We start from the raw sequence: 15700 nt of genomic DNA on the forward strand, positions 1-15700 counted from the left end.
AAAAATGAAAATAAAAAAAGTATTAGTTGCAAACAGAGGAGAAATTGCTATCAGGATTTTTAGAGCCTGTACAGAAATTAATGTCAAAACCGTTGGTGTTTACACCTATGAAGACAGATACTCATTACATAGATATAAAGCAGACGAATCTTACCAGATAGGAGAAGACAACGATCCATTAAAACCTTATTTAAACATTAATGAAATTGTAAAAGTGGCTCTGGAATGTGGAGCAGACGCCATCCATCCTGGATATGGTTTTCTATCAGAAAATGCAAATTTTGCAAAAACCTGTGAAGAAAATGGAATTGTTTTTATTGGTCCAAAAGTCTCGGTTTTAAAAGCCTTAGGAGATAAAATAACAGCTAAAGAAGTGGCTGTAGCTAATAATATTCCCATTATTAGAAGTAACGACAAACCTTTAAAAGATGTTGAAACGGCTTTAAGTGAGGCCGAAATAATTGGCTACCCAATCATGCTAAAAGCCGCTTCGGGTGGTGGAGGTCGTGGGATGCGAGTTATAAGAGAAGCCGAAGAGTTAAAAAGTGCTTTCAACTCCAGTAAGAGAGAAGCTTTAAACGCCTTTGGAGATGATACTGTTTTTTTAGAAAAATTTGTTGAAAATCCAAAACATATAGAAATTCAAATTGTAGCAGATAACTTTGGAAATACCGTCCATTTATTTGAACGAGACTGCTCGGTGCAACGTCGCTATCAAAAAGTGATTGAATTTGCACCGTCATACGATTTAAAGCAACAAACCAAAGATGCTTTATACAAATATGCCATTGATATTTGTAAAGCAGTAGATTATAACAATATTGGTACCGTTGAGTTTCTAGTAGACGACGATGATTCTATTTATTTTATTGAAGTTAATCCAAGAATTCAAGTGGAACATACCGTCACTGAAGTAGTCACTAATATAGACTTGGTTAAAACACAATTATTTATTGCCGGAGGCTATAAATTAGCCGATCAGCAAATAAAAATTCCAAATCAGGAGGCTGTAAAAGTTACCGGATATGCGTTACAATGTAGAATTACTACCGAAGATCCACAAAACGATTTTAAACCAGATTATGGTAAAATAACAACCTATAGAAGTGCGGCTGGTTTTGGAATTCGTCTAGATGCAGGATCTCTTTATCAAGGTGCTGTAGTATCTCCTTTCTTCGATTCTATGTTAGTAAAAATCACTGCAAATAGTAGAACTTTAGATGGAGCTTGTAGAAAAATGCGTCGTGCCTTAACAGAGTTTAGAATTAGAGGCGTAAAAACAAATATGCCTTTCTTGGACAACATTTTAAAACATGAAACATTTAGAAAAGGAGACGTTACCGTTAATTTTATAAAACAAAACCCCGATTTATTTACATTCAAGGCTCCTAGGAATAGAGCGACAAAACTAGTTACTTATTTAGGTGATGTTATTGTAAACGGGAATCAGGATGTTAAAAAACCAGACCCTACCAAAACCTTCGTAAAACCAATAGTTCCTAAGTTTGAAGCTAATGGTGGTTACCCACAAGGAACAAAAGACTTTCTTACTAAATTGGGACCTGATAAATTTTCCGAATGGTTAAAAGCCGAAAAGAAAATTCACTTTACAGATACTACCATGCGAGATGCGCATCAGAGCTTATTAGCGACTAGAATGCGAACTTTCGATATGCTAAAAGTAGCTGAAGGTTATGCCAAAAACAATCCAGACGTTTTTAGTATGGAAGTTTGGGGAGGTGCTACTTTTGATGTTTGCCTACGTTTTTTACAAGAAAACCCGTGGGAACGCTTACAACTATTGCGTAAAGCTATGCCAAACCTACTGCTTCAAATGTTACTTAGAGGTTCTAATGGGGTTGGATATACAGCTTATCCAGATAATTTAATTGAAAAATTTGTCGAGCAGTCTTGGGAAAATGGTGTCGATCTTTTTAGAATTTTTGACTCTCTAAACTGGATGAAATCTATTGCTCCTTGCATCGAATATGTTAGAACTAAAACTGAAGGTTTAGCCGAAGGTTCTATTTGTTATACGGGAGATATCTTAAATCCAGAAAACAAAAAATACAATCTAAAATACTATACCAATTTAGCCAAAGACATAGAAAATGCTGGCGCACATATTCTGGCTATTAAAGATATGGCAGGCTTATTAAAACCATATGCGGCATACGAATTAATTTCAGCTTTAAAACAAGAAGTTAATATTCCAATCCATTTACACACACACGATACCTCTTCGATACAATCTGCTACATATTTAAAAGCTATAGAAGCTGGAGTAGATGTTGTAGATGTTGCTCTTGGTGGCTTGTCTGGTTTAACTTCTCAACCTAATTTTAATTCAATTGTGGAAATGATGAAATTCCACGAACGTGAAAATCCTTTAAATATCGATTCTTTAAATGATTATTCAAATTACTGGGAAACCGTAAGAGACCATTATTACCCGTTTGAATCCGGACTTAAAGCAGGTTCTGGGGAAGTCTTTAAGCATGAAATTCCAGGAGGTCAGTATTCAAATTTAAAACCTCAAGCTCAAGCTCTGGGATTAGAAGACAGATTCCATGAAATTACGGCTATGTACGCCGATGTAAATATGCTTTTTGGCGACATTATAAAAGTAACACCAAGCTCCAAAGTAGTTGGAGATATGGCGCAATATTTAGTCAGCAACAATTTAACAGTTCAAGACGTATTAGAGCGTGGAGACTCGATTTCCTTTCCACAATCTGTTGTAAGTTTCTTTAAAGGCGATTTGGGCCAACCTGTAGGAGGTTTCCCTAAAGATCTTCAGAAATTAATTTTAAGAGATGAAAAGCCTTATACCGAAAGACCAAATGCTCATATGGAGCCTTTAAATATTGAAACAGAATACAAAGAATTTAGATCTAAATTTGAACAGGATTTAAGCAGACCTATCAATATAACCGATTTCCTATCCTATAAATTATATCCAAAGGTATTTACAGATTCTTACAATAAGCATCTTAAATATGATAATTTGATGAATTTACCTACCAAAAATTTCTTTTATGGTATGGAAGTAGGCGAAGAGATTATTGTAGAGCTCGACAAAGGTAAAACGCTTCTTATTAATTTAGAATCCGTTGGAGAATCTAATGAAGACGGCTTGGTTACTGTTTATTTTAAAGTAAATGGCCAAGGTAGAGCTGTTCAAATAAAAGACGAATCCATTAAGGTTGATAAAGTAGAACATGTAAAAGCAGATAAATCAAATTCAAAAGAAATTGGAGCTCCTTTACAAGGAATGCTTTCAAATATTCTAGTAAAAGAAGGGGAAAAAGTTGCTAAAAATCAACCATTATTTATCATAGAAGCCATGAAAATGGAAACCACCATTACGGCTAACGAGGCTGCTATAATAGGAAGCCTTGTTCTTAAACCAGGCGTTATGGTAAATTCGGAAGATTTGGTGATTACTCTAAGCTAACTTAAAAAGTAGAAACTAATAAAATATCTATTATTGAAACCTTATTTGTGTTTCAATAATAGATTTTTCTATTTTAAATACATCTCTTTAGACTTAAAAAACAAAACTTCAAAATATAGCGCATAAGTGTTAATTTATCTCTAAATTTAAACAAATTGAGATGTTTTTATTAAGGTTTTATAGAACTTTCGACTAAGCATTCAACTAAAGCACAAACATGGAGCATATTGTTATTATTGGCAACGGAATATCCGGAGTTACTGCTGCAAGACATATTAGGAAGCTATCCGATAAAAAAATTACTATAATTTCTTCAGAAACGGAACACTTTTTTTCTCGTACGGCTTTAATGTATGTGTATATGGGACATATGAAATTTGAACATCTTAAACCCTACGAATACTGGTTCTGGAAAAAAAATAGAATAGAACTTCAACAAGGATTTGTTAAAACTATTGATGTGAAGTCTAAAACGCTCCATTTTACAGAAGGATTCACCATGACTTACGATAAACTTGTAATTGCTACCGGTAGTAAACCTAATAAATTTGGATGGAAAGGTGAAGACTTGAATGGAGTTCAAGGTTTATATAGCAAGCAAGACTTAGAGAATTTAGAAATCTACGCACCCAATAACAAAACTTGCAGGCATGCCGTAATTGTTGGTGGCGGTCTTATTGGAATTGAATTAGCAGAAATGCTAAATTCCAGAAATATTCCTGTAACTTTTTTAGTTCGAGAATCTAGTTTTTGGAATGGTGTTTTACCCCAAGGCGAAAGTGAAATGCTTAATAAACATATTAAAAATCATCATATAGACTTAAGATTATCTTCAAACCTAAAAGAAATAATTTCAGACCAAAACGGAAAAGTTAAATCTATTATCATTCAAGAAACCGGTGAAGAAATTTCATGCGATTTTGTAGGCTTAACAACTGGTGTTTCACCTAATATTGATTTTATTAAAGAGTCGGAAATAGAAACTAAGAAAGGAGTTTTAGTGAATCGATTTTTGGAAACAAGCATTCCAGACATTTATGCAATTGGAGATTGTGCGGAGCAACGTGAAGCTATTGGCAATCGTCCGGTAATTGAAGCCGTTTGGTATACAGGACGAATGATGGGAGAAACTTTAGCACAAACCCTTTGTGGAAACAAATTAGAATACAAGCCTGGACATTGGTTTAATTCTGCCAAGTTTTTTGATATAGAATACCAAACATACGGTTGGGTGTTTCCGGAACCAAAAGAAAACCATGCACATTTTCATTGGATACATCAAGACGATTCAAAATGCATTACCATGGAATATAATACCATTACTAATGAGTTTTTAGGAATTAACACTTTTGGTATTAGAATGCGTCATGAGGTTTTTGATACCTGGTTATCCGAAAAACAAACTATAGATTATGTCATTTCTCATTTAGAAGCAGCTAATTTTGATCCGGAATTTTATAAGCATTTTGAAAAAGACATTCAGGCTTCATTTAAAAACACACTACAAACCATCTAAGCATGAACACTAAATTAAATTCTAGCTTATCCTTGGCAAAACCAGACCAAGACCTTTCAACCAAACAAAAAATTGCTGTTGGATTAGGAGCTATTGGGCTTTTTATTTTGTTTTTAGCATTTTTAAATATAGACTTCCCAAACAGAGTTCTATTTCTTAGCGCAGCCCTAGGCCTTATTACCATTGGAACCATTGTATTTGCAAATAGTGCATATCTTAAAAAAACTGAAGGGATAAAAAACGATGGGGTTTGGTTTAAATCTATTTCGTCACGTGGAATTTTAGGTTGGATTACCGGAATTATTTTAACTGCATTTTATATTGTTTTATATTTTTACCCACAATATCTTGGACTGGGAATGGATGGTGCTGCAAACACGGGTTTAATCTCCTTATTCGATCCATTAAGCCAATTATTAAGCGGCAGACCTGCCAGTCAGTGGTTTGTTTACGGAACCTTTTACACCTTAGCAATTTTAATTTTTGGCTATAAGTTTCTATTAAAATACAGACATAATCGATACGAGCAAATTAGAACAGGATCCGTCATGTTTTTTCAATTAGCATTTGCTTTTTTAATTCCTGAATTCATGTATCGTTTAAATTCAGGTTTACCATATTACGACTTGAAAAATATCTGGCCATTGAATTACTATCTTTTTGACGAGTGGTCTGTAAAAAGTTTCCTTTCTAATGGAAATATTGGCTTGGCATTATTACTCTTTGGAATTGCATCTATCTTTATAATTACACCCATCTTAACCTATAAATATGGTAAACGCTGGTATTGTTCTTGGGTTTGTGGTTGTGGTGGCTTAGCTGAAACAGCAGGAGATTCATTTAGACAATTAAGCGACAAAAGCTTAAAAGCATGGCGACTTGAGCGCTGGTTAGTTCACACCGTTTTAGTATTTTCAGTGGTAATGACTATTGCCACAGTTTACACATATCTAGGTTATGATAGTAATAATTTCTGGTTAACCAGAGGTGTTTTTATTAGTTTAGCTATTGCTTTTTTAAGTCTGGTGTTTTTATTAACAATGATTTTTAAAAGAGACGCTTTGGGTAAAGATGCTAAATACGGAGCTATAGGTTATTTTATAACCATAGCTTTATTGTTAATCTTATATTTTACAGGAACAACGCATGAAGTCTTTTTTATAAATAGTGGCAACTTAAGATCGGCTTATGGATTTTATATTGGCTCCATCTTTTCCGGAGTTGTGGGAACTGGCTTCTACCCTATTTTTGGAAACAGAGTTTGGTGTAGATTTGGTTGTCCAATGGCGGCTATTTTAGGGTTTCAACAACGTTTATTGTCTAAATTTAGAATTACAACCAATGGCGGACAGTGCATTTCTTGCGGCAATTGTTCTACGTATTGCGAAATGGGAATTGATGTAAGAGCTTATGCTCAAAAAGGAGAAAACATTGTTCGATCAAGTTGTGTTGGTTGTGGAATTTGCTCTGCAGTTTGTCCTCGTGGTGTTCTTAAATTAGAGAATGACTCCATGAAAGGACGCATTAATCCAACCGAAATTTTATTAGGAAATGATGTAGATTTAATGGACCTAATTAACCAAAAATAAAGCAAAACTATACTTATTTTTGCACAGTCTTTTAAAACATTCCATGAACCAAATAAAAGTTATTATCCCTGCTTTTAATGAAGCCGAATCTATTGCTAAGGTCATTAACGATATTCCTAAAATTGTTGATGAAGTAATTGTGGTCAGTAATAATTCTACAGATCAAACTGAAACTAATGCACAACAAGCTGGAGCTACTGTTTTATCTGAAAACAGAAAAGGATATGGCTATGCCTGTTTAAAGGGAATGGATTATATTTCTAAATTAGAGAACAAACCGAATATCATTGTGTTTCTAGATGGCGATTATAGCGATTATCCTGAAGAACTGACAAAAATTGTTCAGCCCATTCTAGAAGATAATGCCGATTTTGTAATTGGAGCACGTGTTAAGCGACTTAGAGAAAATGGATCTATGACCAACCCTCAAATTTTTGGGAATTGGTTGGCCACAACTTTAATGAAATTCATGTTTCAGTCAACTTTTACAGATTTAGGCCCTTTTAGAGCCATTAAATACGATAAATTATTGGCGCTTAATATGGAAGACAAGACCTATGGCTGGACCGTGGAAATGCAATTGAAAGTATTGAAACAAAAAATGACTTATATTGAAATTCCTGTAAATTACCGAAATAGAATTGGTGTTTCTAAAGTATCAGGAACCCTAAAAGGAGCGGTTATGGCAGGTGTTAAAATATTAGGATGGATTTTTAAATACAGTTTTAAATGATGTTTTTAATAGGGCTTATTATTGTTATTTACACCATCTCCTTAGTGCTTATATTTCTATATGCTTTGGCACAACTTAATTTATTATCAAATTATTTATCCGCCAGAAAAACAAAAACCAACGAAGCTAAATTCGACTTTTCAAAACCAAATGAAATTCCTTTAGTTACTATCCAACTTCCTGTATATAACGAAATATACGTGATGGAACGTTTGCTGGAAAATATCTCTAAAATAGAGTATCCAAAAGACAAATTAGAAATCCAGGTGTTGGACGATTCAACAGATGAAAGCTTAGAGTCCACAAGATTACTTATTAAAAACTTAAAGAAAACAGGTATAGATATCGTTCATATTTGTAGAACCAATAGAACAGGTTTTAAAGCTGGTGCCCTTAAAGAAGGTTTAAAAGTTGCTAAGGGAGAGTTTATAGCCATTTTTGATGCCGATTTTCTTCCAAAATCTAACTGGTTACAACAAACTGTCCTGTATTTTAAAGATAAAAAACTTGGTGTGGTTCAAACCCGATGGGGACATTTAAACAGAGATTATTCCGTGTTAACAAGAATACAAGCTTTTGCTTTAGATGCGCATTTTACCTTAGAACAAGTTGGCCGAAATAGCAAAGGGCATTTTATTAATTTTAATGGAACTGCTGGAGTTTGGCGAAAAACCTGTATTCTAGATGCCGGAAACTGGGAAGGAGATACACTAACAGAAGATTTAGATTTAAGTTATAGAGCACAATTAAAAGACTGGAAATTCAAATATTTGGAAGACATTGAAACTCCAGCAGAACTTCCAATAGTTATTAGCGCTGCACGTTCTCAACAATTTAGATGGAACAAAGGTGGCGCCGAGAATTTTAAGAAAATGGCTGGAAAAGTGATTTCAAATAAACATATTTCCACTAAAACAAAAGTACATGGCTTGTTACATTTATTAAACTCCACCATGTTCTTAAACGTGCTAATTGTAGCTATTTTAAGTATTCCAATGTTATATATTAAAAACGAATATATGCAGCTTAAGCCATACTTTTATGTCATGAGTTTTTTTGTATTAAGTTCTTTAATTTTCTTTATATGTTATTGGTTTATGTACAAGAAAATTTATGGAAGTGGTTTTAAAAATTTCATGAAGTACATGTTCATGTTTTTTACCTTTTTCTCAGTAGCCATGGGGTTTTCATTGCATAATTCTATAGCAGTAATTGAAGGTCATTTAGGAAAACGAAGTGACTTTATACGAACCCCAAAATTCAATATTAATTCGGTTTCAGATTCTTGGAAAAACAATAAATACCTCAACAAAAACATTTCTATTTATGTGGTTTTTGAAGGTCTGCTAACTCTCTATTTTGCGTTTGGCATGTACTTAGCTTTTGTTGTTGGAGATCATGGAGGAGACTTTGGATTATTCCCTTTTCACCTCATGTTGTTTCTTGGTTTTGGATTTGTATTTTTTAAATCTATAACTTCTCGAGTTTAAAGTTTTGTAACATCAATCTTAAAAAGCTCGGCTGCATTTTTCCAACGTATTAATTCTTTCTTATCGTCTGCAAGTTCTAATTGATCCATGAATTTTAAATAAGATTTCATATTAGAAATTGGCCAATCTGTTCCATATAACAAGTAATTTGGATCTCCTGCATAAGTAATCATTTCTTCAATTTCCTTCTTCATAAAACGCTCAAACTTATCGGAAAAATCTCCAAGTACTAAACCTGAAATGTCAGCGTAGACATTTTTGTTTTTATAAACTACTTCCATACAATCTCTAATCCAAGGATTTCCAACATGACAGATAACAATCTTTAAATCTGGAAAATCTACAGCTAAATCGTCTATATGCAATGGATGCGAATATTTCACTTTACCAGTTGGCGCATAAGTATCTCCTGAATGAAACATTACTGGAACATCATATTCTATAGCCATTTCGTACCATACCTTCAATCTGCTATCGTTGGGATAAAATGGCTCATAACCTGGATAAAATTTTAATGCTTTTATCAGTCCTTTTTCAAGATATTCGCCTATTCCTCTAATATCTCTATGATTATAATTAAGATAACTTATTCCAGAAACAACACCTAAATTATTTCGCCCCTTAATGGCCTCAACGACTTGTTTGGTACTAGGTCTATGCTCATTGACTTTATAAGAGGTTAAAACCAAAGAGTAATCGACCTTGTTTTTAATCATTGTTTCAGTAAGAAGATTTAAACAATCCTCAAGAGAAACAACTCTATCTTCATGGTAATTGTTTATGTGGGTATGTACATCTATAATCATATTCTGAATTCATTTCTTACTATTCCGTTATACTAACTAATTCTTGATCAGCTTCATCTTTTTTAAACGACGAAGCAATAGCTCTAAACATTTCTATATGTGATGTATCGTTACTTGGAATATAAGAATCATCGTTATATTTTGGGTTGGCAGATAATTTTACAATTACTGTTTTGGTAGTTGGGTTAATATAGATATACTGTCCGTAAACTCCCATTGCCATATATTCCCCTTGCTCACTTGAAGGAATCCACCATTGATAGCCATAACCAAAACCTTCTCCCGGTTGTACATGCGGTGCATCTGGAGTTGTGGAAGCTTCTACCCAGCTTTTTGGTACTATTTGCTGGCCATTAAAAACCCCTTCATTTATAAATAAAGAACCCACTTTGGCATAATCTCTTAAAGTTAAATTTAAACCACCAAGAACCATTTCCATATTCTCGCCGTCTAACAACCAATAGCCATTATATTCCATGCCTAAGGGATTATATAATTTTTCTTGCATGTATTCTGTAATAGTTTTTCCGGTAGCTCTTTTAAGAACCATTCCTAGTACATGTGTATTTATACTTACATAATGATTAACTGTACCTGGCTCTAGTTCGCGCTCTAAAGTAGTTGCAAACTCGTCTTGAGAATCTCCCAAAGCAAAACCTCTTCCCCAACGATTAATATCGCTATTAAAATCGCCATAATCCTCGTTAAATTTAACACCAGTAGACATTTGCAAAACATCCTTAATCCTTACACCTTCATAGGCAGAACCTTTTAATTCTGGAGCATAATTATCTACTGGCTCTTCAATACTTTTGATATCTCCTTCTTCAACGGCTATTCCCATTAAAGCTGAAATCACAGATTTTGCCATAGACCAAGAAATATTTCTAGTAGCTTCTGTATTGCCTAAATAGTAATTTTCATAAACAAGACTGTCGTTTTGAATTACCAAGAAACCTGTTGTCCAAGAATCTTCTAGAAACTTATTAGTATTGTATGTCTCTCCATCAAACTGAAAGCTTTTGGGCAGGTCTAAAGCAGTTCCTTTTGCATAGGGGTGTTTAGTTGATGGTGCTTCTAATTCTGAAACTGGCCAAACAGCATCAAAAGACCTAAAATTATGTACAATTTGATCTTCCTCAAAAAGATGCATACTTAGGTTTAGCATTTTGAATTTCGGGTAAAACCAAACAGCAAAAACAATAAGTACAAAGAGTAGTCCTAGAGCAATTTTTTTCCAAGTTTTCATGATTCATTTTTATTAAAAAACAGTTGGTAAGATAACATCTAAAAACTATTTTATTAAACGAATTGTCTATTTTATTTATCTTTGAATAATGCTGATAAACCCTACTTATTTAAAACTAAATAAGATACCTATAATCTTTGGACTTATAAGCATGCTTTTCTATGGTAGTTTTGCTTATAATTTGCAAAGAACAGACTCCATCAAGCTAATTACTTTGTACCTGGCTTTGTTTTTTTTATTCTACAAACTAGTTCAAATTAATAAAAGCAATTTGAAGTTTTTAACGCTACTGGCTTTTGCTTTTCGAGCTGTTTTTATTTTAGCTATCCCGAATCTTTCACAGGATTTTTATCGGTTTATTTGGGATGGACGTCTAATTTTAGAAGGTATAAACCCTTATCTTTTTACACCGGATTCATATTTTTTAAAAGGAGAGTTTCCATTTTCTCAAGCCAAGGAACTACATGATGGGATGGGAAGTTTAAGCGCCAGTCACTTCTCAAACTACCCTCCTTTAAATCAGCTGTGCTTTGCATTGGCTAATCTAATTCCTGGTCAGAGTATTTTAAGTACTGTTATTGGACTTAGAATACTGATTATTGCAGCCGATTTTGGCACACTTTACTTCGGAAAAAAACTACTTAAGAAATTAAAACTCCCAACTTATAGCATCTTTTGGTATCTGTTAAATCCGTTTATTATTATCGAACTTACTGGGAATCTTCATTTTGAAGGTGTTATGATTTTCTTCCTGGTTTTGAGTTTATATTTACTACAAACACATAAATGGAAACTAGCAGCAGTAATTTTTGCATGTTCCGTCTCTATAAAACTTATTCCACTTATATTCCTCCCACTAGTATGGCAATGGTTTATAAAGCCACAGGATGATAATATTTCAAATCGTTTAAAAATCGCAAAACTTATTGGTTTTTATTCTATTGTTGGCATCGTTACCTTAGTATTATTTTTACCCTTTTACTCTTCAGAATTTATAGATAACTATGCGCAAACCGTTGGTTTATGGTTTCAGAATTTTGAGTTTAATGGGAGTTTATATTATATAGCCAGAGAGCTTGGTTATATTATAACGGGTTATAATCAGATAGCTATTATTGGGACAGCTTCGGCCATATTGGTGTTTGTATTTGTAATTGGACTTAGTTTATTTAGAAAAAATGCTTCTATGCAGCAGCTTATTACAGCCATGCTTTTCGTCTTATCTTTCTATTATTTTACAGCTACTACCGTTCATCCATGGTATTTAGCAACATTATTATTTTTAAGTGTTTTTACAAAATATAAGTTCCCTCTGGTTTGGAGTCTAATCATTATTTTAAGCTATTTAGCCTATGCTAATCCAAACAATTTAGAAAACTTATGGCTTATTGCATTGGAATATATTATAGTTTATAGTGTATTTTTATACGAAATTTTTAAAACGAAATCTGTTGAAAATAAATTTTCCTAAAATACTTAGACGAGTAGCTCGCGTTATTGCTGCACTCTTTATTTTATATACGCTCTCCTTGGTTTTTGTTTATTTTAAACAAGAGCGCTTCTTTTTCAATCCGAAATTACTAGCTAAAAATTATAAATTTGAATTTAAGGAAACCTTTGAAGAACTGAATATTCCAGTAGCAAGAAACATAAGTTTAAATGCGGTTTTGTTTAAAGCTGAAAACCCGAAAGGCGTTATTTTATATTTACATGGAAACGCTGGAGCTATTCACGATTGGGGAAAACGCGCTGATTTATATTTGGAAAACAACTACGATATTTTATTTGTAGATTATAGAGGTTATGGAAAAAGCGACGGAAGTTATAGCTGTTCTGAAGAGCTATTTAATGATATGCAAAAGGTTTACGATTTCACAAAAACACGCTACAATGAAAATGAGATTGTTGTTTTAGGCTTTTCTTTGGGCTCTGGATTGGCTAGCTACTTAGCGGCCAACAACAATCCGAAAATGCTTATTTTAAATGCCCCTTACTACTCATGGAAAACCTTAATTTCTGAAGAAATTGCGCCTCCTATCCCAGAATTTATTATAAAATATAATATTCCAACATATCAATTTGTGAAACAAGTAACTTGTCCGATCAAGATTTTTTACGGGACTAGAGATTTTTTAATTCACCCAGAAACAAATGCTAAAAAACTTCAAGTATTACAGCCAGAAAATATTAAATTATTTGCCATTGTAGATGCAGGACATAATGGCCTGCATATTACAAGGCAATACTATCAATATTTAAAAACAATACTGTAGCTAAATACTAAAGATTTTGTTTTAGAGACACATTCTATGTGAATTAACTGCAAAAACAAATCCCGTTTAAAACTAAAGCGGCTTTAAGCTTTCTACTCTATAAATTATAGAATCATCGTGGCTGCCATTAACCTCAATAAATCTGATTTTAAAAGACTTATTAATATAGCTTTCGTCATTTTTCAAATCGAACTGACTTAGAACTCTTGGATGTATCTCGTCGAATACGAGTTCTTCTCCATTTTCAAACAAAAAAGTATAAAAGCCATCTTTATATTCTAAAAACTCAGCTTCTCTCATGGTACTATTTTTTTTTAATCTTCATCGTCATCTTCGTCCACTTCGTCAATAACGTCGTCATCATCGGCTTCGTCATCGTCAAAGTCTAGATCTTTTACAGCTTCATCGTCTTCTATTACCTCCTCTTCTTCAGCTTCCTCTTCAGAATAGTCTTCCATAGCCTGAACCAATCTAACTCCTACTTTTACTAGGTAAATAGTGTCTTCGGTTTTAACCTCAACAGCTTCAACCATTTCATTTTTGATGTTTCTGAAGGAAATAATATCCTCATCATCATAACCATCAGGAAATTTTTCAACTAAAAGATCTAAGATATCTTCGTTTAATTTTTGATAATCTACAATTACTCGTTTCATTTTAAATAGGTTACATGTCTAATAAATACGCAAATATTAATGGTGCAACAATGGTTGCATCGCTTTCAATTATAAATTTTGGAGTGTCAATATTTAGTTTTCCCCAAGTAATTTTTTCATTTGGAACCGCTCCAGAATAAGATCCATAACTTGTTGTAGAATCACTAATCTGGCAGAAATAACTCCAGAAAGGAGTTTCAGGCTGTTCCATATCTTGATATAACATGGGAACTACACAGATTGGAAAATCTCCAGAAATACCTCCTCCTATTTGGAAGAAGCCAATTCCTTTGTCAGAGTTTTTTGGATACCAATCTGCAAGGAAAGTCATATATTCAATTCCCGATTTCATGGTACTTGCTTTTAATTCTCCTTTAATAACGTAGCTTGCAAAAATATTCCCCATAGTACTATCTTCCCATCCCGGGCAAATAATTGGTAAATTTTTCTCTGCAGCAGCGTACATCCAAGAATCTTTTAAATCTATTTCATAATACTCTTCTAAAACACCAGAAAGCAGCATTTTGTACATATACTCATGTGGTAAATATCTCTCTCCTTTAGCTTCGGCATCTTTCCAGATTTTTACAATATGTTTTTGTAAACGTCTAAAAGCTTCTTCTTCTGGAATACAAGTATCTGTAACTCTGTTAAGACCTTTTTCCATTAAGTCCCATTCTTCTTGAGGTGTTAAATCTCTATAGTTTGGCACACGTTTATAATGAGAATGCGCTACCAAATTCATAATATCTTCTTCTAAATTAGCTCCAGTACATGAAATAATATGCACTTTATCTTGACGAATCATTTCGGCAAAAATCTTTCCTATCTCAGCCGTACTCATTGCTCCTGCAAGAGACACTAACATTTTAGCTCCAGAGTTCAATTGGTCTTCGTACCCTTTTGCTGCATCCACCAAGGCTGCTGCATTAAAGTGTAAGTAATATTTTTCTATAAAATTTGAAATTGCTCCTTTAGTACTCATCTTCTTCGTTGAATTTAGAATTAGTATTTTTATTTAGGTTTGAATTATCGAAGGAATTATCAAATTCATCCTCCACACCTTCATTTTGAAATTTATAACTTAACATTTTATAATACAATTTTGCAGCTAAGAAATCTGAAGATTTTTCAGTATCATTAGGACATAACTCAACAATATCGAAACCTACTACATTTTTATCGGCAAAAATTTGTTTTAAAAAATCTAGTGTTTCATACCATAAAAGTCCTCCTGGCTCTGGAGTTCCGGTGCTTGGCATAATCGACGGATCGAAAGCATCTAAGTCTATAGTTATAAACACATTCTCTGTCATTTGATCGATAGCAGAGTCCATCCAGGTATCATCTATTGCCATTTCGTGTGCAAAATAAGTTTTCTCTTTATCCATAACGGTTGTTTCTACAACATCCATAGATCGAATTCCTACCTGAATTAAGTTTGTATTTTGGCTAGCTTCATACACAGCGCAAGCATGGTTGCATTTTGAACCATGATATTCTTTGCGTAAATCTGCATGAGCATCAATTTGTAAAACGGTTAGATTATCAAAACACTCGTTAAATGCTCTAATAGTTCCTATTGAAATAGAGTGTTCTCCTCCAAAAGCAGTAACAAACTTATTTCTTTTAATATACTTTTTTGTTGCCTGATGAACGGCGTCTACCATAGCTTCTGGCGATGAGTTTTCTGTAACGGCATCTGCCAAATAAACTCCTTGCTGATACACTTCAGTTTCAGTTTCAATGTCGTAAAGCTCCATGTTTTCTGAAGCGTTTAAAAAAGCTTCCGGACCTTTATCGGCTCCTTTTTGCCAAGTACTTGTACCATCGTAAGGCACAGGAATCAAAACTATTTTAGCACTATCTAATTTTGAATATTCTTCTGGAATCCCAGCGTAAGTTTTCTTACTCATTTTTAAATTTTATTT

13 protein-coding genes are annotated in these 15700 nt (G+C 33.5%); 7 read left to right on the forward strand and 6 right to left on the reverse strand.

Features of this window, described 5'->3' with window-relative positions; genetic code table 11:
• The first annotated feature begins 4 nt into the window (after positions 1–4).
• From OS191_RS08675 to OS191_RS08695, 5 genes are all read left to right on the forward strand, one after another.
• Positions 5–3457, forward strand: a complete 3453-nt coding sequence (locus OS191_RS08675) for a pyruvate carboxylase (RefSeq protein WP_267155301.1) — start codon at positions 5–7, stop codon at positions 3455–3457.
• A gap of 217 nt (positions 3458–3674) precedes the next feature.
• Positions 3675–4973, forward strand: a complete 1299-nt coding sequence (locus tag OS191_RS08680) for an NAD(P)/FAD-dependent oxidoreductase (RefSeq protein WP_267155302.1) — start codon at positions 3675–3677, stop codon at positions 4971–4973.
• Between the two features lie 2 nt (positions 4974–4975).
• Positions 4976–6562, forward strand: coding sequence for a 4Fe-4S binding protein (locus OS191_RS08685; RefSeq protein WP_267155303.1), 1587 nt, complete (start codon positions 4976–4978; stop codon positions 6560–6562).
• Positions 6563–6605: 43 nt separating this feature from the next.
• A complete protein-coding gene (locus OS191_RS08690) occupies positions 6606–7295 on the forward strand; it encodes a glycosyltransferase family 2 protein (RefSeq protein WP_267155304.1) in 690 nt (229 codons plus the stop codon).
• Entirely contained in the window at positions 7295–8785 is a 1491-nt protein-coding gene (locus OS191_RS08695; RefSeq protein WP_267155781.1) for a cellulose synthase family protein, read from the forward strand. Before OS191_RS08690 ends, OS191_RS08695 begins: the two co-directional genes overlap by 1 nt.
• Here OS191_RS08695 and OS191_RS08700 read toward each other — a convergent pair.
• Together OS191_RS08700 and OS191_RS08705 are read right to left on the reverse strand one after the other, a co-directional pair.
• The gene (locus OS191_RS08700) at positions 8782–9591 is read right to left on the reverse strand and encodes an amidohydrolase family protein (RefSeq protein WP_267155305.1); all 810 of its coding nucleotides are present in this window, start codon (positions 9589–9591) and stop codon (positions 8782–8784) included. The two genes, OS191_RS08695 and OS191_RS08700, sit on opposite strands and share 4 nt — an antisense overlap.
• 19 nt (positions 9592–9610) lie before the next feature.
• On the reverse strand, positions 9611–10840 hold the full coding sequence (locus tag OS191_RS08705; protein ID WP_267155306.1) for a serine hydrolase domain-containing protein: 1230 nt from the start codon (positions 10838–10840) through the stop codon (positions 9611–9613).
• Between the two features lie 88 nt (positions 10841–10928).
• Between OS191_RS08705 and OS191_RS08710 the strand changes: the two genes are divergently transcribed.
• Together OS191_RS08710 and OS191_RS08715 are read left to right on the forward strand one after the other, a co-directional pair.
• On the forward strand, positions 10929–12311 hold the full coding sequence (locus tag OS191_RS08710; protein WP_267155307.1) for an MptA/MptB family glycosyltransferase: 1383 nt from the start codon (positions 10929–10931) through the stop codon (positions 12309–12311).
• On the forward strand, positions 12292–13113 hold the full coding sequence (locus tag OS191_RS08715; RefSeq protein ID WP_267155308.1) for an alpha/beta hydrolase: 822 nt from the start codon (positions 12292–12294) through the stop codon (positions 13111–13113). The genes OS191_RS08710 and OS191_RS08715 overlap by 20 nt, the downstream gene beginning before the upstream one ends.
• A 72-nt stretch (positions 13114–13185) precedes the next feature.
• Here the strand turns inward: OS191_RS08715 and OS191_RS08720 are convergent, their stop codons facing one another.
• Genes OS191_RS08720 through speB form a run of 4 tightly spaced genes read right to left on the reverse strand, consistent with a single transcriptional unit; the run spans position 13186 to position 15685 of the window.
• Entirely contained in the window at positions 13186–13413 is a 228-nt protein-coding gene (locus tag OS191_RS08720; RefSeq protein WP_267155309.1) for a hypothetical protein, read from the reverse strand.
• Positions 13414–13427: 14 nt separating this feature from the next.
• The gene (locus OS191_RS08725) at positions 13428–13769 is read right to left on the reverse strand and encodes a hypothetical protein (protein WP_267155310.1); all 342 of its coding nucleotides are present in this window, start codon (positions 13767–13769) and stop codon (positions 13428–13430) included.
• Between the two features lie 10 nt (positions 13770–13779).
• Positions 13780–14754, reverse strand: coding sequence for a deoxyhypusine synthase family protein (locus OS191_RS08730; RefSeq protein ID WP_267155311.1), 975 nt, complete (start codon positions 14752–14754; stop codon positions 13780–13782).
• On the reverse strand, positions 14744–15685 hold the full coding sequence (speB, locus tag OS191_RS08735; protein ID WP_267155312.1) for an agmatinase: 942 nt from the start codon (positions 15683–15685) through the stop codon (positions 14744–14746). The genes OS191_RS08730 and speB overlap by 11 nt, the downstream gene beginning before the upstream one ends.
• Positions 15686–15700: the final 15 nt, after the last annotated feature.

It is taken from the genome of Xanthomarina sp. F2636L, assembly GCF_026410195.1.
Taxonomy (GTDB): domain Bacteria; phylum Bacteroidota; class Bacteroidia; order Flavobacteriales; family Flavobacteriaceae; genus Xanthomarina.

What these genes read in the sequence shown, in the direction of transcription:
- OS191_RS08680 (WP_267155302.1), top strand. Translation starts at nt 3,675, where the DNA reads ATGGAGCATATTGTTATTATTGGCAACGGAATATCCGGAGTTACTGCT.
- OS191_RS08685 (WP_267155303.1), top strand. Translation starts at nt 4,976, where the DNA reads ATGAACACTAAATTAAATTCTAGCTTATCCTTGGCAAAACCAGACCAA.
- OS191_RS08710 (WP_267155307.1), top strand. Translation starts at nt 10,929, where the DNA reads ATGCTGATAAACCCTACTTATTTAAAACTAAATAAGATACCTATAATC.
- OS191_RS08725 (WP_267155310.1), bottom strand. Translation starts at nt 13,769, where the DNA reads ATGAAACGAGTAATTGTAGATTATCAAAAATTAAACGAAGATATCTTA.
- OS191_RS08720 (WP_267155309.1), bottom strand. Translation starts at nt 13,413, where the DNA reads ATGAGAGAAGCTGAGTTTTTAGAATATAAAGATGGCTTTTATACTTTT.
- OS191_RS08730 (WP_267155311.1), bottom strand. Translation starts at nt 14,754, where the DNA reads ATGAGTACTAAAGGAGCAATTTCAAATTTTATAGAAAAATATTACTTA.
- OS191_RS08705 (WP_267155306.1), bottom strand. Translation starts at nt 10,840, where the DNA reads ATGAAAACTTGGAAAAAAATTGCTCTAGGACTACTCTTTGTACTTATT.
- OS191_RS08675 (WP_267155301.1), top strand. Translation starts at nt 5, where the DNA reads ATGAAAATAAAAAAAGTATTAGTTGCAAACAGAGGAGAAATTGCTATC.
- speB (WP_267155312.1), bottom strand. Translation starts at nt 15,685, where the DNA reads ATGAGTAAGAAAACTTACGCTGGGATTCCAGAAGAATATTCAAAATTA.
- OS191_RS08690 (WP_267155304.1), top strand. Translation starts at nt 6,606, where the DNA reads ATGAACCAAATAAAAGTTATTATCCCTGCTTTTAATGAAGCCGAATCT.
- OS191_RS08700 (WP_267155305.1), bottom strand. Translation starts at nt 9,591, where the DNA reads ATGATTATAGATGTACATACCCACATAAACAATTACCATGAAGATAGA.
- OS191_RS08695 (WP_267155781.1), top strand. Translation starts at nt 7,295, where the DNA reads ATGTTTTTAATAGGGCTTATTATTGTTATTTACACCATCTCCTTAGTG.